This is a genomic window from Halobacillus andaensis (assembly GCF_014636475.1).
In the GTDB taxonomy this organism is placed as follows: domain Bacteria; phylum Bacillota; class Bacilli; order Bacillales; family Halobacillaceae; genus Halobacillus_A; species Halobacillus_A andaensis.
In genome coordinates, this window is record NZ_BMEL01000001.1 from 1,034,565 (window position 1) to 1,054,899 (window position 20,335).

Here is a 20,335-nt window from a genome sequence, read left to right on the forward strand (position 1 = left end):
ACGAGTAGTAAATAGTGATGATGGGAGTTTATTGATATGTTCTACAATGTTGTCTTATTTCTTCACATACTAGGTACCGTCGTTATGTTTGCAGCCGTAGGGGTGACAGTTACCGCAATGGCAGCCATGCTATATGCTAATAAAACAGAATCTTTAAGAGAATGGTCTTCTTTAGCAGTCAAAATGGATATACTGCTCCCATTTAGCGTCATTATCGTCTTAGTTCCAGGTTTATTTTTAGTATTCTCCACTTGGGGATGGGGTGAGGCGTGGGTCAATTTATCGTTAGCTGCACTCTTACTCATGACGTTTATGGGGCCGCTCATTAACCTCCCCCGTTTAAAAGCCATTTTAGCTGCTGCAAATAAAGAGCTGGAGAGCACCCCCTCTTTACAATTACAAGCTAAGGTTAAGGATCGCGTTCTTTGGCATTCTGTTCTAATCATGACGTTGATGTTGGTTGCCATTCTTTTTCTAATGACTGTAAAACCCGTTTGGATTGGATCTCTCATAACTTTATTTATCGCAATAGGTGGTGGTTTTATTGCAGCGCCTATAGTATTGAGCAAAGCATCTTCATCTACATAAAAAAGCAATCTGCGCCAGGCAGACTGCTTTTTACTTTACCAATATTTATTCTACGAATTAGATTATGAGTACCACGTGTGCCACATATGATCGTTTCTTCCTCTGACAAAGCAATCAATTCGATCAGCTCCCCATGACACAGCACTTGGTGCGGAACGAACTCCACCCCTTGGGGCTCCAAGGTCTTCCCAATTTCTCCACCTGGTTCCATTCCACCACTTATGCCATAGTTCATTGTTGCTGCCTCGCACAAAGCAATCCAGTCGGTTTCTAGCCCACGAAGACACAGCCGGGGCATCATCAAACCCACCTCGCGGGGAGCCAAGATCTTCCCAGTTACTCCACCTGGAACCATCCCACCATTTGTGCCACATTCGATCATTTCTTCCTTTCACGAAACAATCAATGCGGTTTGGCCCCCAGGATACCGCTCCAGGGGCACTTCTTACTCCTCCTCGTGGGGAGCCGAGATTTTCCCATTGGCTCCAATTCGCGCCATTCCACCATTTATGCCATAAATTGTTGTCATCACCTTGAACAAAGCAATCTAAACGATTGGATTGCCAAGAGGCCACGGCTGGCGCTCCTTCAAACCCTGGGGATGGAGAGCCAAGATCTTCCCATTCACTCCAGCGAGAACCATTCCACCATTTGTGCCACATTCGATCATTTCTTCCTCTAACAAAACAATCGATTCGGTTCGGTCCCCAAGAAACGGCTCCAGGGGAACTTCTAACTCCCCCTCTCGGCGCACCAAGATCTTCCCATTCCCTCCATCTCGAACCGTCCCACCACTTGTGCCACATCCGATTATCTCTGCCCCGAACAAAACAATCTAACCGGTTCGACTGCCAAGACGCTGCAGCCGGTGCTCCTCGAAAGCCATTTGGCGGTGCGCCAAGATCTTCCCACGGCTTCCAGCTAACACGCCACTGATTATCATTCATCTCCTGTGGTAGTTGTGTTGGTTGGTAATAAGGCTGGAATTGTGGTGGATAGGGATGAGGATGTCGATAAGGATTGTAATTGAATTGAGGTCCGCTTCTGTAATAATAGTCATAATGAGGATGCTGTGGATATCCATAATGATTCATGACAGGTGTACACCTCCCTTTAGTTATCGATATCAATTTTATGCGGGCAGCTAGTAAAACATGTAAAAGATACAAGTTCATTCAATTTACCGGTTACACTTTTTACTATTAAAAACGTAATTCCATCACGCTAAAATTGTTAAAATTACTCTTGAATGAGCCAAAACTTAACCTTAAACTAATACTTAACCTTTACACGAAACGATTCCAAAACTGCATTTACAGCAGGAAGGAGAATACGTATGAATCACATTAAATTTTTCATTTACCAATTCATCTTGTTTGTCCCGGCTCTTGTCATTCATGTGTATGCCGATCAATACATTAGCAAACCTCTTACTTATGTTGATGTAGCAGCTTCGTTAATTACGTTACCTATTTTTATACTGGTTTTAGTAGTATTGAGTAAGATGTATAAGAATTACGATTTAATTCAAAAACGTAATAAGTACTTGCTGTCAGGTACAGCCTTTATTTTAGCGGGCTTATTTATAGGTCAAATGGAGTATATCTGGTATCAAATAACCGGGGAATTGATATTTTCTTAGCTGTCACTTCACTCTAATGACACGCAGCCCCATTGGGGAAATTATTATGAAAAACACATAAAAAAATGAACCCATTTAAAGGATGGGTTCATTTTTTCATGCCGCTTATTCTTCAATTGGTTCATCAAACAAGTCTGTATATTTAGCAACATTTTCATGAGTAAATTCAAATCCCATTTTCACTTCACCAAAACCCGGCTGATAAAAATAGCCTTGAACCTCATAGCTGCTATTGTTTTCTCTAACCTTTGTAAGATGAAAATATGGTCTAAAGTACTGTGCCATTTCTTCTAGTTTTTTGTTCCGAACTTTAATCCATTGCTTTTTAAGTTCTTCTGTAGGAAAGTCAGTTTCCTTTAACATTTGGTCACTCCTCTACGGAAATCATTTCTATGAATTCTATGAAACTGTGTATTAACTTTATGATATATAAGCTCACACTTATTTTCAACTGCTATCCAATAAAAGTTTAATAGATAGCCTTACTACCTTTTTCCTACAAATCAGAGGAGTTAAACATGAAACTTCTATCCATTCCTGGTCGGCTTCCTTTTAAAAGCTTTTACCTCCATATTCGCAGCTTTAAAGAAAGAATAACCCATCAATAGAACAACCACGGAAAATGGAAACGCTGCTATAATTAACACATTTTGTAAACCTTCTGTCCCGCCGAAATAAACAATAATAGCAGCCATCGCTGATAAACTAAAACCCCAGATAATTTTAACCATTCCTGATGGATTCATTGACCCTGACGTTGACAACATTCCTAAAACAAACGTGGCAGAATCTGCAGAAGTAATGAAAAATATGGCGATCACAACAATGGTAACGAGTGACATGATGACACCCAGCGGGTATTGTTCAAGCATAGCAAAAGTTGCGGTTTCCATTGGATAATCTGATATTGTGGCTAATCCTTGCTGCTCTAAGTTTAACGCTGAAACGCCGAACACGGCAAAAAAGATAAAGCAAACGAGAGCGGGAACAAACAGGACCCCTATCATAAACTCTTTAATCGTTCGCCCCCTTGAGATCCTGGCTATAAAAATACCAACAAACGGTGACCAGGAAATCCACCAGGCCCAGTAAAAGATCGTCCAGCTGTCAATCCACGTTCGCCCCTCCTCATTTAAAGGAGCGATTCGAAAACTCATATTAAAAAAGTTCGTAATATAACCGCCGAGAGAATCGGTAAACATATTAAGAATATATAAAGTAGGGCCTACAATTAATAAAACGATCATTAATACAAAGCCAAGCACCATATTAATATTACTCAAATATTTAATTCCACGGCTTACACCTGACCAGGCGGAAAAAATAAATAGTCCAGTAGCTACGATAAGGATGATTAATTGAACACCATAATTTGCAGGAGTATTAAAGAGAAAGGCAAGTCCCTCGTTAATTTGTGCTGTTCCAAAACCAAGAGTGGCTGCTACTCCGACCACTGTGGCAACTACAGCTAAAGTATCGATCATTCGTCCTGCAAATCCATTCATACTCTTCTTCCCGAAAATCGGCACAAGTGTAGCACTAATAAGCCCGGCATATCCCTTATGGAATTTAAAATAGGCTAACACGAGGGCAACAAGCGCATATACGGCCCAGGCATGAACTCCCCAATGGAAATAAGAAAATTGCAGAGATTCTTTTATCGCCTGATCAGTGCCCAGTTCAGATCTCGGGCTATTAATAAAAGCATGAGATATAGGCTCAGCCGTTGTCCAAAAGACAAGCCCCATTCCCATACCTGCACTAAACAGCATGGCAAACCAGGCAGTTAAACTAAACTCAGGTTTTTCGTTCTCCTTGCCCAGCCTGATATTTTTAAACCGGGAAAAAATTGAGTACACACAAAACACTACCATTACCATGATGATTAATAAGTAATACCACCCAAACCGAGTGGAAATAAATGCAGTGGCCTCTGCGGTTGATTCCTTTAAGTTCTCAGGAGCAATAACTCCCCAGAGCACAAATAACCCGCATATCACAAGACCATACCAAAAAACGATTGTTACTCTCTTCATAGGTCCACCTCTTATGTAATAGTTTCTTAGAGAAAAGTAGTTCCTGAATGATGGTTAAAAGCCTAACCTTAGGGGTTCAGCCTTCAGTTACTCTATATAGAGCAAAATATAGAGCAAATTCAAACAAATTTCTCCAATCTTCCCCATAATTGTATAACACCCCATCATTATATCAAAATAATATCCTACGAAGCGTCTGCATGTATTTTCTAGAAAGTTATTAATCTAATAAGAGAGGTTGTTCCTCACAGCCTCTCTTTCCCGTTCCTATATTCAGATCTTACCTCGTTCTTTATGACTCCTTATCGACCATCACAAGAGAATTCAAATGATCTTTAGGTACTCCCGCTTCAATATAGCTCATTATTAATTTCCAGCATTCATTTTCATCTTTTTTAAACGTTTGAAAGAACAAGCTTGCTTTATCCAGCGGCTGCTCATCCATGAGTAACGTAGCAGAAAGTATGACCATGACCTCATTGTTTTTCAAAGGAAGAATCCCTATCTCGTTTATGATCCATTCCGCATGGTCTCTTAACTGACTGAAGGCTTGTTCCCATCCTTCTACTGATTCCTGATAACCAAAGTCTATGATCTCTGAATGACCATCCGCCTCTCTAGCTTGATACTCATTGGAAATGCATTTTTTTATTTCTTCTATAGAAAAACTACGCCAGCTTTTCAGATAATGATTCAAAAAACTGTGAAAGTCTTCGGGTACCATCATCCTCTTCCCTTCTTTTTTAGTATGCTTGTCCAATAGGAATGATACAGGCCTTAAGATCCTAATGTTTCTAATCACTCATATGTATATACAAAATGACCTGCAATCTCAGAATCGTTTTTAAGGAACCATCCCTTTCATTCGTATCACTTTTCCATCTAGTTCAGACCCAATTTCAACTAACCCGTTTTTCTTATAAAACTTCATCGCCTGTGTGTTAGTGGGAGAGACTCTTAAGTGATAGTGCCGCAGCCCTTTACGACGAAAAAAATCTTCCGCAAAGGACTGGAGCGATTTCCCTTTTCCGTTCCCTCGCTCCTCAGCTACTAAATAATAGAGATGAACATAGCCAATGCGCTCCCCTTTATACTCTCGAATCGATAATTCTACTTGGCCTATCGGTTTACCATTTTCCTCAATCAACACACAACCTTCTGGATATTCTGCAAGTTTTTCTTCAAGCCACTTGATATACTTTTCTTCATTGAAACGTTGACCCTCACCAAAGCTTAGGTAAAATGAATCTTTTCGAAATTGTATGGCGGTCTCCAGGTCTTTATTTAATTGAATCGGTTTAAATATCACTCACTTCGCTTCCTTTCTGTTAAAACTAATGAGCATCACCTAAACAATGCGTTTCCTAAGCTAATCTGTGTATAAGCTCCCCCTTCTATTTGAATGCACTTACAATTATTTCAAAAAGAAGCACCTTACACAATCCTATTTCAATGACTCTACAAAAAAGAGCGCCCATTTAATGAGCGCTCTTTAGACCTGCTGGATTTCTTTTAGATAAGCATCGAGACACTCCATTTGTGAGGACATGCCTTCAACGACTCCCATGTTTTTCACAGCTTCTAGATCTTCCACCGTGGCGAATTCACTGCGAATTCTCAGCTTGGCCCTATTATCTTGTTCATAAAAATCCAACGTCACTACGATTTGCGGCATACTCTCCGAAGGATTCCCTTTTTCATCTGAGAAAACATCAGTATAAACAATCTTTGTCGGGGCTGAGATTTCCTGAAATTTTCCTAACCCCCACGATTCTTGCCCATAAAAGTCCCCCTGATTCTTATCCACACAGCGCATGCAATAATGCCATGTACCTCCAGGTTTAAACTCAAATGTCTTGTTTTCAGTTTCCCACCCTTGCGGACCCCACCACTGTTCTAAATGATGAGACTCTGCAAACATTTGAAACAATAATTCCTTCGGGGCGTTAAAATTTCGCTCAATAACCAAATCTCTACCTTCAACCCAAGATTCCACTTTGTTTTCAGACATTTTAGTCCCTCCTCATTAAACTAATCTTCCTCTGGCTTTTATATAAGCAAGCATTCGTGATCATACATAAACGAATACTGAAGGTCGATGAATAGAAAGTGCTGATCCGTCAGTGGATAGCTGAAGGTTCGGATCATGTGCTTCGTCTCAATATCGGAATAAATATCTGAGAGCATGCCCTTGTTAGAGATTTTCATCTGCATCACATTCTCTAAGAAATAAGGTCGAAACGCCCAGTTTGATCCTTTTTTATGGGGTTCGAGCTCCCAGCTTTCTTTGCGCTTTCTAAAGTTGGAAGAAACCTGCTGGCCATCACTGTTACATACAAACATTCGAAAGCTTTCATTATCAAATTGATCCGTGACCCAATCGATAAAAGAGTCCACCTTTTTTGGTCCTTCCCATTTCGATAGGATTCCTTTCACCTTGTGTTCCCAAGAAGTGACTAGGGTGAGACGGTTTTCAATCAGTGATTTCTCTCTTTCGATATAGGCAGCGACTTTAGAAGTTAGGTTTAACGACAAGTCATCTTTAGATAAAAGCTCAAAGCTGGGCTTAGCTAAGTAAAATCCTTGATAGTAACGACCCCCATGCTTCCAAGCGAAGTGCAGCTGAAAATCTTCCTCAATATTTTCAAAAAGCAAGGCTGCCCCTATTCGCTGAGCCAACATGGATAGAGAATACATGATATCCTGGAAGCCCTCAGAATTATGGGTGCGAATGGATTTCGTATCGATTTTTAATATATGAGGTTCCAACTGGCGGATGCGGTCAATATTAGAACTCTTTGCTCCGACATGATCAATCGCCACTTGAATGCCAAACGTCTTATAGTACAGCAGCAAGTGACTGAGCTCCTCAAACTCTTCGTCAAAGTCGTGCTCGGTGACTTCAATAACCACTCGATTCATCGCAAATCCTTTTTGCTCAAAAAGAAGTAACGTTTCTAACAAATCTTCTCCGTTATTGATCATCAGTTGTTTTGCATTTCGATTGATAAACAAATAACCCTTCTTATGATGCGAAAGCATATCAGAGAGCGCTAAATGTAATAAATGTTGATCCACCTCTACCTTAAATTCTTCTGGTACTTCGGTATCTTGAAAAAATTCTCCAAGGCTTCTCCACTCGTTTTCGTAATAGAAACGCCCCAGCACTTCATAGCCAGCCACATCGTGTTTAATGGCACTGATAACCGGCTGGTAGACAGGCTTTATCTTATGTAAATGACTAACAATATCTAATGGATCCATGAGTCTCCCTCCTTTTGTCCCTCATGTCATATAGAGATGTCATATAAAATAGTCCGGATGTATTTATTATATATCCGGACTTCCTATGTTGTCATATGATTTTATGTCATGTGAATCCTTTTGCTGGCACAATCGTATAATAGGTAAGGGGAAAATCTAATAGATATGAGGTGAGTGTTATGTTCTTTCGCATCTTTCACAAAGCCAACCGCCCCACTAGAATAGCTCTCTTATCTGGATCCATCCTTCTGCTTTTAAGCGGATTAGCGATCTTCTTTCTTTAACCTTTTTCCAGCATCAAAAAAAGGGGCTGCTCAGCACCCTTTTAATTTACTTCACTCGTACTCGTAATTTCAATGTCCTGTAATGCCTGAGTAGCCAATCGATCTGCTTCTCGATTGGACTTGCGGGAAACGACTGCATACTCGGTCTGTATCCCCATTTCTTTCATTTTATGTTCAATGCGGTCGGCCCAATTCGATAATTCTTCTTCTAAACATGGCCACTCTCCATCCAGCTGATTGATGACCACTTGAGAGTCTCCAATAATTGTGACCGGCAAGTGATGGACTCCTAACAATTCAAGTTCTTTAAGGGCAAAGTGCAGCGCAGCATATTCAGCTTCATTGTTAGAATCCAGTTGGTCCACTTGGGCGTTTTTTCTAAGACGAAACGATTTACCGCTTTGATCATAATAGATCGCACATCCTAAACCAGAACGCTTTGTATCGTGATCAAACCCGCCATCAAAATAAATAATGATGTTATGCGGTTCCGTTTCAATGCCTTTCATATACTGCTTCAATTCTTTTATATTCCACGTACGTTCAGTCCGGTCAATAAAAGTGATGGTCTTCGCTCTGCCTGTTTTTTCAAGATCCTCTGCAATGAGAAGCGCTTGTCCTGCCGGCATCTCGTCAGAAATAAATTGAGTCTCCGTTCGCTTCGGTGTCTTATACGTCAATTCTATCCGAACATTCATTTTGGGATCGCTCCTTCCTCTCGATCTATGAGAAGCTACATACATTGTTCCCTTTGACTAGGAAAAATATGTCTGCTTTTATTGCTGCCTCAGCGCTTCTTGTTCTACGCGATCCATAAATTCTGCTACAACATCATGGTTGCCCTTTTTATTGGCAAGCTTCAGCATCGCTCTGCCTACAAAATTCACTCCCTGGTTTTGCCCTTCATAAATAAGCTTCGTCCGATTGTCATCCAGCTTTATGAGATGATACGATACCGTAATCTCAAAGGCTTTTCCTATAATAAAGCTCACTTTTTTATACTTTTCACCTTCTTTATTTTCATAAGCCAGAGTATCGACGATGTACGTTTCCAAACGTTTCCCTTCTCGGTACGTTTGCCTGTGCTTGGCTCCCGGTTCATCCTCACTTTTTTCGATTAACGCGTGTTCTTCTACTTTAGGCATAATACGTTTAATATTTTCATCTAAAAACAATTCCCATACATTCTCTATGTTGGTTTCAATCACCTTTTCCTCTTTCCACTCGATCATTCCTCTATCTCCCTTCCTGTTGCAAGAAAAACGTCAATTTCATTTATTTTTAATTGAAGGTGATGGATTTGCAGTTGAATGTTATCCCGCTTTTCTTGCAGTAATGTTTCAAGGTTTGCGAATGATTCATCTTCCATTACTGAAATCATTTCTTGAATCGTAAACTCAAACTGCCTCAATTTTACTAACAACACCGCTAGAAAATAGCTTCCATCATCATAATAGCGATAGTGATTTTTAGGATGAACATACGCCGGTTCCAGCAGTTTAACCTCGGCATAATAACGAAGCGTTTCTTTCGTCAGCCCCGTCATCTCTGAAAACTCACTAATCTTATACATTTTCTTCCTCCCCCCTCTTATTGTAAACCTTTGTGTGCACCACAGAGTCAATCAGGTGTGTATAAAAGATCCTTTCTTTATCTAGAGAATGTCAGCTTCGTTACCACTCCAAATCCGTTTATTTGATAGCGGTAGCCAAATCCTGATTTTCCACTTCCATCCCCTTGATTGCTGTTCTTCTTATGTAATGAATAATAGTTGAGGCCACTGCTTACTGTAAGGTATTACTTCTACTCTTCTCACTTGTATCCCTCCTTACGATATAATTTCTTTCATCTAGTTTGCAACGAACCATACGTTTCCTATTTATTGACTTTTCTACTTGTTCTTATTATACTCAACATTAAATTAGTATGTATAGCAACTATTCTCCAGGTAGGAGGGATGGGTCATGAACTTAACCTTTCAAGATTATATAAGCATTAAAATTCATAAGACAGATCTAAAACTTACTAGCTATATAAAAAGTCAGCTCAAGCCATATAACCTCGCGCCTGAGCAGAACCTAATCATGATGCTGCTATGGGAGGAGGATGGACTTTCTCAAAACCAGCTGGCCAAACAATTAAATAAAGATAAGACGAACATTGCGCGGATGGCTTCCAACCTTGAAGATAAAGGCTTTATTAAACGAGAAGGCTCACAGTCGGACCGTCGATCGTTAGAACTTTACCTGACAGCATCTGGACAACAATTAAAGGAAAAGGTACTGCCTGTTGCTGAGAATTTTAACGACATCGTATGCGAGGGAATTACTGAAGATGAATTGAAGCAACTCGATCGACTTCTTACGAAAATGAATCAAAACATTGAAGCAAAGGATGAAAGAAAGGATGAAGGAAATGCCAAATAACTTTCAACGTGAAGTGAAAGACCATTGGTACGTAAAGTATAACGAAATGCCGTTCCCTTCTATTCAAAAAGGATGGGTGCTTCCTGTTGATCGCTGGGCTGAGTTCGACCCCTTTATACTGATGGCAGAAGACTGGTTTAAAAAAGGAACGTTCCCTGATCACCCGCACCGGGGCTTTCAAACCGTTACCTATGTGATCGACGGAAGACTCGAGCATATTGATAACGCAGGAGGACGAGATATTCTCGAACCCGGAGATGTTCAATATATGAATGCCGGCTGGGCTGCCCGACACGCGGAAGATGGGGTAGAAGATGATATCGCCCACACACTTCAGCTATGGCTTAACTTGCCTAAAGATAAAAAAAACACAGAAACCACTTATCAAAATGTCTATTCGGAAGACGCCCCCGTCGTTTCTTTCGATGGCGGATCTGTTAAAGTTTTTTCTGGAGATGTAGCTGGCGTGCAAGGTCCGATGAAATCCATTGTCCCGATCACGCTGACAGAAATAACATTAGCCAAAGGCGACGAATATCATCTGGAATTTCCTGAGAACCATAACGCTTTTCTTTATGTATTAGCTGGCGATTTAGACGCAGGCACTACGAAGCTTAACCTTAGAAAGCATGGAGTAGCTACTCTCACTTTTAATGATGAAGACGACGCAAAGGGAAACAGCGAACTGTATTTACGATCTAACAAACGCCAAACGAAAGTACTCGTTTACTCCGGAGCACCCATTCGTGAAACGATTGTCCCCTATGGCCCGTTTGTGATGAATACAATGGAAGAAATAAAACAAGCCTATCGAGATTTTCATGAGGGTAAATTTGGACCACCCGCTATATAAAGAAAGTAAAACAGGACAGGACAAAACTTAATAAAGCATAAAATCATCCGAACGATTTTATTGAAATCAGTTCGGATGATTTATATTAAATCGAACGTACGCTGAAGACCACTGCCTGTCAAAACTGAAGAAGATTGTCCTCCATCGAGCCAAGGTGAGGTAGTGAAGGAGACTCCTTTTCTGCCTTAAGGAACTTCCAAGGAGCGAGGACCCTTCCACTCCTGCGGAAGAACGAGTGTGCGAGATCGCCGAGCGTGGGCTTCGCGAGGAAGCTCGGGCGCTCGTCCGCGGAAAGGGAAGGGGCCTTTGCTCCTGGGTGCAAGGAAAAAGCATGAGGTTCTCCACAAGTTAAATGGAGTCACTGAGCTGTATTTTTTAAAATCATTAATCTGCACTGTTAATATATTGTTCTTCCTCGGATTCCGAAAGAATGCCTGTGGCCTTACCGACGTTTCCGCCTTGTAAACTCCACATTTCATTATGATCCTCATCCACTGTTGAAAAATCCCCTTGCGCCCACTTATTAAGTATTCGCTCATAAATATCCTTATGAGAAAGTTCTGCTTTATTTAGAGCGGAAGACAGCCAATTAATTCGTTCTTCTGTAATCTTATAGAAGCCCCACTTGTCATTGGCCTCTACTTTTTGGTGCGACATCTTATGTATATATTCCTGGAAGTCAGCATCTCGCATTTCAGAAGGTGCAGCAGCATCCCCAAAAGGGTTCAAATCTTCACTTTCATTTTCTTCAAATTTCTTATCAGAAAGTTCACTTACTTCATGAACTTCCTCATTCTCATTCTCTTCCTGTTTGTCTTCCCCGGCAGAAGAAGCAGGCGTATCTTCGTCCATAAGATCAACAAAAATAAGTACCCCAAATCCGATAATAAGGACGGAAATTAAGGCAGCTAAAAAACCAAATATCTTCTTATACATACGTTACCCCCTAATAAAACCTCTATATACTATGATATAGGTCTAAGGGACTCAATTCAAGTATATAGTAATTAAACCAAATTATGGTTCCACCAAGAAGGGACCCACTCTTTTATTCCTAGTTGACGCAAAAAATTATTTTAATTATATGAGCATAACTTACTACCTAAATAGATACCGCTTGCAGCCGCTTGAGCAAGTGAATGGGTCTCACCTGAACAATCTCCTATTAGATATAAACCTCGTACTTCTGTTTCAAACTTCTCATTCGTATACAATTTAGGTTCGTAAAATTTCGCATCGATTCCGTATAACAAAGTATCAGGGTCAATAGATTCACCAAGCAGTCCTTCTAAAGCTTCAAAAAAATCGAGTAATGCTCTTATGTACAACTCAGGGACTTCTTCGTTTATATTTCCTTTTTCAGCATCAAGAGAAGGGATGATCGAGTGGCAATTACGATTGTTTGAAATTTGATTATTTTTTAAATCTCTTAATCGCTGAACAACAATTCTATCGCGATCCCCATTAATCCCCCCTATTATTTGTTCAGCTTTCTTCATTGCTTCTTCATAGGTAGGAAAGTACTTTGGCACAAACAGCGTAAAGTTCAAATTCGCACTCGGTGTTTCTTTCTCATACTGGTTCTGTCCGTCAGGCATCACAAGTCCGTGCTGGTGCTTCCGAATAATCCTGCCTCTAGGGTTCATGCAATAGGTAGTGGCTGAGTAATCTTTTCCAACATATTGTAGTTTAGTTTCAAAGGTGTCTTGGAGGATAGGGTCCAGCTGATCTCCTCTCATTTCTACTCGAATTCCAAGGTCAAGCCTTGTCTCTCCAGGGTGCAATCCTAAAGCACTGGTTTGGCCTTTTAACCATTGACTGCCGCTCATACCCGTAGCTAAGACCACTTGATCACTCGTAAAGTTTCCTTTATTCGTTTGAATCCTAAAGCTATCGTTCTTTTGTATACGCTCTACATTCGCTTCAAAAGTAAATGTGATTTTATCCTTCATCTTTTCATACATCTGTTGAAAAACTTCCCGGGCGACAGTTGTACCGAGATGACGCACTTCCGTCGACAGGACATGTAACGAATGCTGAGCAGCTCTTTCCGTTAATGGTCCATTTTTCGTACTATAAGTATCGACTTGGTCCGCTCCAAAAGTACATAGAATGTGATCGACTTCTTTCATCAATTGGAGTGTCTCTTCTTCACCAATCTTTTGAGCAAGTTCTCCTCCGAAATCATTTGTATAGTTGAACTTGCCCTCTGATTTACCAAGGCCAGCGAAGCCCATGTATTTACTGCAGCCGTCTGAACAAGTGCACGAATTCCCTTCATCAAGGCCGCAAATTCGTTCATTTAGCTTTTTTCCTTTATCAATCACATGCACAGATAGGTCCTCATTCTTTTGTAGTAATGTGTAAGCCAGGAAAACACTGCTGACTCCTGCCCCGATGATCGTCAAGTCGTACATAAGGATCTCCTTTCTATTAAATGGTTATTCTAATAGGAACAAATTTAATTCCTCGCTCTCAACAACTATGGCCATTAACCCTGTTTCAGTATTGGTTTCATGCCACTCACCTTTGTCCCAATAGATGGCATCACCAGTCGCTACAGAAGTGGCGTGATCATCTTCACCCCTTACTGTTCCTTCCCCGCTCACAATAAGTAGAATCTGAGGTACGACGGCTTGGTGGCAGCCGATTACCCCTTTAGGCGCAAGATGCGTAGCACTTACGTAAGCTTTCTTTTCCGTTTCTACGATCCTGTTTATAATAAAATCCGAATTAAATTTAGTAATCGTTATTCCCGTTTCTGGACCAAATCGATAAATCTTGATCGGCTCCACCTCCCTGAGGATTTCTACATGTATTTCCTTTAGCTTCTCACAGGTGATATAAGATGAACATGTTTGTCACCGTTCGTCGGTCGAATAATAATCGGGCGTTTGTCTCCGCTCATACTGATTTGAATGTCTTCAGAATGCATCGACTGAAGAGCTTCCATGAAGAACCGCCCATCACAGGCGATCTTTATCAAGTCCCCTTCGAATTTCTCAATTGGTAAAAACTCTTCCGTTTCACCTAGCTCAGACGCATTGGCATATACACGTAACTTCCCTTCTGTAGAAGTCTCAAAATTGACGTTGCAATGGCGCCATTCACTAGCAAACAGTGTTGCACGATCAACACTTTTATGGAGATTATTTTTATTAATCGTAAACCGGGTTGTTACTTCTTTAGGAAACAACTTCTCAACGGAAGGATAATTTCCTTCAATAATTCGAGAATGCAGCAAAAAATCCTCAGATGAAAAGCGTACGCTTGTCGGCCCGACAGATACTTCAATTTCCTCTTCTTGCTTCATCAGTTTCTTTAATTCTTTTAACGTCATCACGGGAATGGTCGCCTGTACTTCTTTTTTACCTTCTACGCTTTTATGTAACTGCGCAAGTCGATGCGAATTGGTGGCGACTGAATGAATATGACGCTCACTTACATCCCATCGGACACCTGTCAAAACGGGTTTAGATTCATTCGTAGACACGGCAAATGCTGTTCCGTCAATTAAATCCGTAATCGTTTGATTTGATAAGAAAAAGGTAGTCTCACCTTCTTGTTGCGGAAGTTGAGGAAATTCTTGTGGATCGATGCCATTCATATGCGTCTTTAAATCCTCGGAAATGATTTCAGTTCGGAACTGATACGTCCTTAACAAGAGATTTCCTGTCATTCTTTTGACGACCTCTGTAAAAAGTTTTCCTGGCAGAACAATACTTCCTTCTTCGGCAATCTCAACTGAAGATATACGTTTTTGTACGTAATACTGAGCGTTCACAGCTGCAACTGTTAAAGAACCACTTGCTGCTTCTAATTTAATTCCTGAATGTATGTCGGTGACAGCTTTGTTAGAGGTGGAACGAGTAATGTCTCGTAAGGCCTCACTTAAGGAACTAGCTTCGATGGTAAATTCCATATGCTTCTCCTTCTATGAATAGAATTATTTTACAACTACCTATTACTATATCATTTATTAAGTAAAGCTATAAATCTACTTGGTCGGATATCAGTAAAGATCTGATTATACCAGCAACTATTGAAAGATATAAAAAACTGCTGGAAAATTGACCAGCAGCTTGTTCAATGAGCACTATTAATTTTTCGAATGGCCTGCTTGACTGTGCCTATCGTCTCCATATGGGATAAATCGCGTCCGATTTGCACGGCTTTTCTCGCAAGCTCAGGCCGTATCCCCGTAAATATTGGGTGAATACCCAGCAGACGAATAATATCATTAATTTGAAAGAGGAAACTCACAACAATCTCATCTAATCGATAGATTCCTGAAAAATCGATGATCAGGTGATCCACCTCAAAGTCCTTTAATTTCAGAGGAATGGTAGTTAACATTTGATCCGCTCTTGTTTCATCCACTCGTCCAGCAAGGGGGAGGATGAAAACTCCGTCTGAAACGGGTACAATAGCTGTTGCAATCTCATAGATTTCGTGACGCATTTCGTCTAGTTCACTAGCTGTGATCTTCTGGTATGTAATATCGCGGGCCACGGATTGGATGGCGGGCTTATCACCAAATGTCACAGGAGCACATGTTAATTCCACATCGACAAAGCTTCCGTCTGCTTTAACTAATGTGATTTCTATCAAATCCGCAGGCTCACGTTTCTCTTTCACTTCATTCATTCGATTCAAGATGGCAGGTTTGTTCTCTTCTTTAAAAATTCTTAAAGCCGAAGCCCCTATTAAATCTTCCCTGCTCGTTTTTAGAAATTCTGCTGCTGCTTTATTTACATGTAACACCTTATGATCCGAATGGACAACGGTCGGGGCAAAAGAATATTCCGTAATCTGCCTAAATAACTCCTCTTTCTCCTGGATCGAAACAACGGTGTTTGTTTGAGTCATTTCATCTCTCCTCAAATGCAATTCTCTTCTATTAATATTTCGCTATAATAGAAGAGAACCCTTCTTTATTAGTTGCTTTTTTCTAAAAATAGATGAATTTCCTCAGACACTTTTTGATGTTGTTTCCAATACCCATCATGGTTCGATTCCATATCTACCACTTCGACAGATATAGGGTTTGTCAGCCACTCAGTTTATAGTTTCTATTCATATAATCATCGTTCATCATATTTTTTGCGGACTGCTTGAATATTCTGCAGCTATTTTATGAAATTCGAAGTAAACCCATACAAAAACACAGACAATTTCACGATTTTGCGGCGAAAAAATCTTTTTGGAAGATGGCCATCAGGACGACGTTGTGCCATTCTCCATCTCTAAACAGTTGGTCAATCTGTTCCCCTTCAATCCGAAACCCCATCTTTTCATACAACGAGATGGCTCTGTCATTGAAAGAAAAAACTCGGAGATAGACCTTATGTAGATTGAGCTCTACGAAGCTATATTTAATCAGTAATTGTAAGGCTTCCTTTCCGTAGCCATTTCCCCAGTACTCGTGCTCCCCAATATCAATGATGCACTCAGCGTTTCTATTTTTATAGTCAATGTTAATTAAAGAGGTGATGCCCAGCGGCTTTCTAGACTGAATTAATTCGATCATGTAACTTTTCGAAGTCGGAGATTGAGTAATCTTTTCTACAAATTCCTGGGTTTCACTGAACGTGTACTTATCTAAAGAAGGATTGGTATACCTCATCACCTCTTCGTTATTACGCCAACTATGGTAGGTTTCTATATCCGTTTCTGCCAGCTTTCGTAGTTTAATCCGCTCTCCTTTAAACATGTTTTCATCCTTTCCGCTTTGGCCGGTCCTTTGGATAACCATTTTTGTCACGATACGTTTTTCTTTTACTCGTAAAATCATACCACTGCTTATCTAAATCTCCTGTACGTGCGTAGTACGTGATTTGCCACAGCGTATCCTCTACACAGGGATCGATTTGACACTCATAAAATTTTTCTAAACGATTGAGCAGTTCAGGTCCCTGGTACTCTTTCAATTGTTCTAATTTCGTAAAACCAAGGTCGGTAAGGTTTCTCGCAAAACTCGGGCCAATTCCTGGAATTTGTTGAAAATAAGCAGATGAAATCAACCGCTCCGCTCTCTCTTTCGTGACATCAAGCTTCTCTGCTAAATCAGCTGCTCCGCACTCATGGACCTCTTTTAATTTTACTTTATTGTGCCGAAGAGCTAGCTTTTCCTGTTCAGTGAGAGGCAGCTTTACACTAACCATTCACTTCGCCCCCTTCCCGATCTTTTGGATCAGGGGACTGACAACCATAAGAGTAGGCTAAACATGTAAAGCCGTTTTTCTCTAAAATCGGCTGGCTCATGGGACTCGCATCGACCGTCATAAAACGATACCCTTTCTGATAAGCCTTTTGTGCACGAACGGCGAGTAAGGAAGAATAAAATCCTTTACCTCGGGATTCCGGTCTCGTTGCGCCTCCCCAGAAACTAGCGAAAGAGGTGCCTTTTTCAACATACATCCATGCTCCGCTAACGAGTCTCCCATCTTCATACACCCCGTATAAAAATAAAGAATCAGGATCATCCTGTTTGTCTCTCCACAAACGTTCTCCAAGCATAGAAAATGAACCTTCCCAAATCGATTCGATTAATGAAATCATTTCTTTAATTCCAGCCTCATCTGTAATTTCCTTGAGGAGAGCAGGAGTGATTTCTTCTAAAAAAGGATGGTCCTGATCTATTTCCATGACCATTAAAGCTTCACGGTCTTCGATTGTAAACCCTTGTTCTTTTAAAAGATCGATTAAATATGGAGGCTGATCATAACTATACACTTTCCATTCAAACCGCTGCCCTAAGTTTATGAAGTAATTCAACTCCTCTTGGATGATCTGCTCGGCATTTTGTTCATTGACGTTTGATGCAGAGATAAATCCATCTTCATTAAACTTCGAAACGTGACGAATCACATGGTCTGTCTCTTCTTTTATAAAGCCAGGGGGAGTTGATTCAATACGCAGTTGTTTGTGAAAAATCGCCAGAATTTTTTCTTTATCCACATCATTCACTCCTTCACTTCTTATAGGAAGCACACGCTTGCTTTACCTCGCCAATCTCGATTCTATTGCCGTCAGGGTCAACACATACCGCAATTTTACCCCAATCGAAGTCTAGACGATCTTCGATAAATTCAACCCCTCGACTTTTCAATTCATTTACAGCTCTCTCAAGGGAAACGACGTCAAATCGAAGAACAGTCGGGTTTTGGTCACGACGTTTCTCTTTTTTAGAACGCACCCCACCTTTTTCTATCATTAAATAACCCGTGGAAATATCAAACGTTGTAAGATCCTCTTTTTCACTGCGCTTATTGATTTTCAATTTATGCTGATAAAAATTAACGCATGCATTATAGTTATCCACAAAAAGAATGAGACCGAATTCTTGAACCTTCATACATTGCACTCCTTACTTTGTTAAATAATGAGTCACCACTTCTTCAAACCTATTCTTCTCTTCTAGAAAAGGGTAATGATTGCTATGTTCAAAAGAGAACAACGTCGAATTTGGAAGCTGCTCACTCATTTCTATGGAAAATTCGAGTGGACATTGAACATCATGTTCACCACAAATAATTAAGCTTTTCACCGAACAAGAAGATAACTTTTTAGTGATGTCAAAAATAAGCAGCTCTCGACTAAAGACGAGTAAACGAACCGGAGAGATTTTCTTAGTGATGGATTGATTAAAATACGTGTGATATTTTTCAGGATGGTAAAGGGAGAGCTTGGTCCGGTCTTTTGTTAGAGCTTTCCGTTCTTCAGATGTTAGGTCCGGACTCCTTAACTGTTCTAATAGGATCTGCATCGTTTGATAATGAGGATGGTCTTGATGATAAATGCAGGAAGGTGATGAATAAGTAAAGTCCCTTGCCGCTGCCCCTACAATAATCTGTTGCTCAATACGGTTTGGAAATAAAACAGAATAGAGGATCCCTAAAATCCCGCCCGTCGAATGACCAGCAAAGGTCCAATACTTAAAAGAAAATGACTCGCGAATGGCTTCTAAATCAAGAATCGATTCAACAAGCGTTAATTGGTGAGCCTCCTTCGCTTTAGCAGAGTGGCCCGCTTCTCTTAAATTCACTAAATATACTTTGTATATGGAGGTGAAACAATCTGCAAAATAATCGCCTGTACCATTAAACTCTGAATAGCTATGTGTAACAACCATTGGCCTTCCATGACCTTTTGTGAAAATCTCGAACGTTCCACGTGAGGTTTCAATGATTTGTCGGGACCACGTCACCGGACTTCCACCTCCCCATTAAGCGTCATCTCAAGTACAAGACCGTTGGTCAAATTAATTTGTACGGGATGGGGCTCAGCGATTTGATTAGAAAACAGCCACTTTCTCCCTAGTGGTCCCACTAATAAATAACGGCCCATCTCCCCCATGAAATTCAGCTGATCTTCCTCCAGGTCGTCTCCATCTCTTACCGGGATCCCTGCCTTTAGTAATGTAGAAGCATGTTCGATTACACACTCTGAGGTAAAACTCACCTCGCCTATATCGAGTATTCTTGAAACAGAAAAACCCTCTTTGATTTCTTCACTGTAATCACGCCTTTCGATAAATTCGACGACATTGCCTGCAGGATCAAGGAAATAAAATGCACGGGCATTCGAATAGGTAAAATAAATTTCATCGTTTCCATCTTCTTCATTGAGCTTCACGAGTTGCTTGATCATCGTTTTTGCTTCATCAAAGTGATCGACAGCCAAATTAAAAGCAAAATGATAGAAGCTTAACTGTTCGCTTCTTACAAATGTTAAATGACTTCTTCCTGCTATAAGCGTAAAATGGGTTTGGCTTTCTTCATATATTGGAAATCCTAACTTGGCTATGTAAAATGTATATAATTCGTCAAATTTTTTCGTATGTAGTCTTACTTCTTTAAATTCCATGAAACCCTCCCCCCTCCGTACATTTATCGTACCACAGCTTATATACTTTTTTTGTAAAAAATCTTCAAAAAAACTGGCCTAAGCATCACTTTAGACCAGTTTCATTAAGGGTTATTCACTTTCGATAATAGAAAACTCATAGACAGCTGCCCACCTATTTTCATCTTTAATTTTACTCGCAAATTCTGCTGCTTCTTCATAACTGCCGAATACAAGTTCTTCATTATTTTTCGCAAACTCAACCATTGTCCTATTAGAATCATGGGCAATAAGTTTAAAGGTCATGTTATCTTCCTTTCTATTCATAAGCTTCTAGATCCTCTTTTCGCTCACTCGGATCATGTCGTTGAAAGTCTGTTAACTGACCGTGAAAA

The 20,335-nt window shown here is 40.4% G+C and carries 26 protein-coding genes; 4 read left to right on the forward strand and 22 right to left on the reverse strand.

Features of this window, described 5'->3' with window-relative positions:
* Positions 1–36 precede the first annotated feature (36 nt).
* A complete protein-coding gene (locus IEV27_RS05280) occupies positions 37–588 on the forward strand; it encodes a DUF2269 family protein (protein ID WP_188376390.1) in 552 nt (183 codons plus the stop codon).
* Between the two features lie 62 nt (positions 589–650).
* On the opposite strand, the gene IEV27_RS05285 is transcribed toward IEV27_RS05280, so the two are convergent.
* The gene (locus IEV27_RS05285) at positions 651–1,682 is read right to left on the reverse strand and encodes a PLL family lectin (RefSeq protein WP_188376391.1); all 1,032 of its coding nucleotides are present in this window, start codon (positions 1,680–1,682) and stop codon (positions 651–653) included.
* A gap of 242 nt (positions 1,683–1,924) precedes the next feature.
* Here IEV27_RS05285 and IEV27_RS05290 point away from each other — a divergent pair, with 242 nt between their 5' ends.
* A complete protein-coding gene (locus IEV27_RS05290) occupies positions 1,925–2,230 on the forward strand; it encodes a hypothetical protein (protein ID WP_188376392.1) in 306 nt (101 codons plus the stop codon).
* A gap of 105 nt (positions 2,231–2,335) precedes the next feature.
* Here the strand turns inward: IEV27_RS05290 and IEV27_RS05295 are convergent, their stop codons facing one another.
* From IEV27_RS05295 to IEV27_RS05335, 9 genes are all read right to left on the reverse strand, one after another.
* Complete coding sequence (locus IEV27_RS05295) at positions 2,336–2,593, reverse strand: hypothetical protein (RefSeq protein ID WP_188376393.1); 258 nt, start codon at positions 2,591–2,593, stop codon at positions 2,336–2,338.
* A 164-nt stretch (positions 2,594–2,757) separates the two neighbouring features.
* Positions 2,758–4,266, reverse strand: a complete 1,509-nt coding sequence (locus tag IEV27_RS05300; RefSeq protein ID WP_188376394.1) for a BCCT family transporter — start codon at positions 4,264–4,266, stop codon at positions 2,758–2,760.
* Between the two features lie 292 nt (positions 4,267–4,558).
* Entirely contained in the window at positions 4,559–4,993 is a 435-nt protein-coding gene (locus IEV27_RS05305) for a flavoprotein (protein WP_188376395.1), read from the reverse strand.
* 117 nt (positions 4,994–5,110) lie between these two features.
* On the reverse strand, positions 5,111–5,575 hold the full coding sequence (locus IEV27_RS05310) for a GNAT family N-acetyltransferase (protein WP_188376396.1): 465 nt from the start codon (positions 5,573–5,575) through the stop codon (positions 5,111–5,113).
* Positions 5,576–5,758: 183 nt separating this feature from the next.
* Positions 5,759–6,277, reverse strand: a complete 519-nt coding sequence (locus IEV27_RS05315) for an SRPBCC family protein (protein WP_188376397.1) — start codon at positions 6,275–6,277, stop codon at positions 5,759–5,761.
* 38 nt (positions 6,278–6,315) lie between these two features.
* A complete protein-coding gene (locus IEV27_RS05320) occupies positions 6,316–7,530 on the reverse strand; it encodes an EAL domain-containing protein (protein ID WP_188376398.1) in 1,215 nt (404 codons plus the stop codon).
* A gap of 325 nt (positions 7,531–7,855) precedes the next feature.
* Positions 7,856–8,512 carry a ribonuclease H family protein gene (locus tag IEV27_RS05325; protein WP_188376399.1) on the reverse strand — a complete coding sequence of 219 codons (657 nt, stop codon included), beginning with the start codon at positions 8,510–8,512 and terminating at the stop codon, positions 7,856–7,858.
* Positions 8,513–8,590: 78 nt separating this feature from the next.
* Positions 8,591–9,046: an SRPBCC family protein gene (locus IEV27_RS05330; protein ID WP_188376400.1), complete on the reverse strand. Its 456-nt coding sequence runs from the start codon at positions 9,044–9,046 to the stop codon at positions 8,591–8,593.
* Positions 9,043–9,387: a MerR family transcriptional regulator gene (locus IEV27_RS05335; protein ID WP_188376401.1), complete on the reverse strand. Its 345-nt coding sequence runs from the start codon at positions 9,385–9,387 to the stop codon at positions 9,043–9,045. The genes IEV27_RS05330 and IEV27_RS05335 overlap by 4 nt, the downstream gene beginning before the upstream one ends.
* A 391-nt stretch (positions 9,388–9,778) precedes the next feature.
* Here IEV27_RS05335 and IEV27_RS05340 point away from each other — a divergent pair, with 391 nt between their 5' ends.
* Together IEV27_RS05340 and IEV27_RS05345 are read left to right on the forward strand one after the other, a co-directional pair.
* On the forward strand, positions 9,779–10,240 hold the full coding sequence (locus IEV27_RS05340; RefSeq protein ID WP_188376402.1) for a MarR family winged helix-turn-helix transcriptional regulator: 462 nt from the start codon (positions 9,779–9,781) through the stop codon (positions 10,238–10,240).
* Entirely contained in the window at positions 10,221–11,093 is an 873-nt protein-coding gene (locus tag IEV27_RS05345) for a pirin family protein (RefSeq protein ID WP_188376403.1), read from the forward strand. The genes IEV27_RS05340 and IEV27_RS05345 overlap by 20 nt, the downstream gene beginning before the upstream one ends.
* Before the next feature lie 384 nt (positions 11,094–11,477).
* Here the strand turns inward: IEV27_RS05345 and IEV27_RS05350 are convergent, their stop codons facing one another.
* The 12 genes from IEV27_RS05350 to IEV27_RS05405 all read right to left on the reverse strand — a co-directional run bounded on the left by IEV27_RS05350 (position 11,478) and on the right by IEV27_RS05405 (position 20,267).
* Complete coding sequence (locus IEV27_RS05350; RefSeq protein ID WP_188376404.1) at positions 11,478–12,029, reverse strand: DUF6241 domain-containing protein; 552 nt, start codon at positions 12,027–12,029, stop codon at positions 11,478–11,480.
* Positions 12,030–12,169: 140 nt separating this feature from the next.
* Positions 12,170–13,510: an NAD(FAD)-utilizing dehydrogenase gene (locus IEV27_RS05355; RefSeq protein ID WP_188376405.1), complete on the reverse strand. Its 1,341-nt coding sequence runs from the start codon at positions 13,508–13,510 to the stop codon at positions 12,170–12,172.
* Positions 13,511–13,534: 24 nt separating this feature from the next.
* Positions 13,535–13,888, reverse strand: a complete 354-nt coding sequence (locus tag IEV27_RS05360) for a cupin domain-containing protein (protein ID WP_373868067.1) — start codon at positions 13,886–13,888, stop codon at positions 13,535–13,537.
* Between the two features lie 29 nt (positions 13,889–13,917).
* Positions 13,918–15,015, reverse strand: coding sequence for a DNA polymerase III subunit beta (gene dnaN, locus IEV27_RS05365; protein WP_188376406.1), 1,098 nt, complete (start codon positions 15,013–15,015; stop codon positions 13,918–13,920).
* Between the two features lie 164 nt (positions 15,016–15,179).
* A complete protein-coding gene (locus IEV27_RS05370; RefSeq protein ID WP_188376407.1) occupies positions 15,180–15,962 on the reverse strand; it encodes a PAS domain S-box protein in 783 nt (260 codons plus the stop codon).
* A gap of 307 nt (positions 15,963–16,269) precedes the next feature.
* Entirely contained in the window at positions 16,270–16,806 is a 537-nt protein-coding gene (locus IEV27_RS05375) for a GNAT family N-acetyltransferase (RefSeq protein WP_188376408.1), read from the reverse strand.
* 4 nt (positions 16,807–16,810) lie between these two features.
* Positions 16,811–17,257, reverse strand: coding sequence for a helix-hairpin-helix domain-containing protein (locus IEV27_RS05380; protein WP_188376409.1), 447 nt, complete (start codon positions 17,255–17,257; stop codon positions 16,811–16,813).
* Positions 17,250–18,053 (reverse strand): GNAT family N-acetyltransferase, encoded by an 804-nt coding sequence (locus IEV27_RS05385; RefSeq protein WP_188376410.1) that lies wholly within the window; start codon positions 18,051–18,053, stop codon positions 17,250–17,252. The genes IEV27_RS05380 and IEV27_RS05385 overlap by 8 nt, the downstream gene beginning before the upstream one ends.
* A gap of 13 nt (positions 18,054–18,066) precedes the next feature.
* On the reverse strand, positions 18,067–18,450 hold the full coding sequence (locus IEV27_RS05390) for a VOC family protein (protein WP_188376411.1): 384 nt from the start codon (positions 18,448–18,450) through the stop codon (positions 18,067–18,069).
* A gap of 12 nt (positions 18,451–18,462) precedes the next feature.
* Entirely contained in the window at positions 18,463–19,302 is an 840-nt protein-coding gene (locus IEV27_RS05395; RefSeq protein ID WP_229734842.1) for an alpha/beta fold hydrolase, read from the reverse strand.
* On the reverse strand, positions 19,299–19,961 hold the full coding sequence (locus tag IEV27_RS05400; RefSeq protein ID WP_188376412.1) for a toxoflavin lyase-like VOC family protein: 663 nt from the start codon (positions 19,959–19,961) through the stop codon (positions 19,299–19,301). The genes IEV27_RS05395 and IEV27_RS05400 overlap by 4 nt, the downstream gene beginning before the upstream one ends.
* Positions 19,962–20,072: 111 nt before the next feature.
* Positions 20,073–20,267, reverse strand: coding sequence for a hypothetical protein (locus tag IEV27_RS05405; RefSeq protein ID WP_188376413.1), 195 nt, complete (start codon positions 20,265–20,267; stop codon positions 20,073–20,075).
* Positions 20,268–20,335 lie beyond the last annotated feature (68 nt).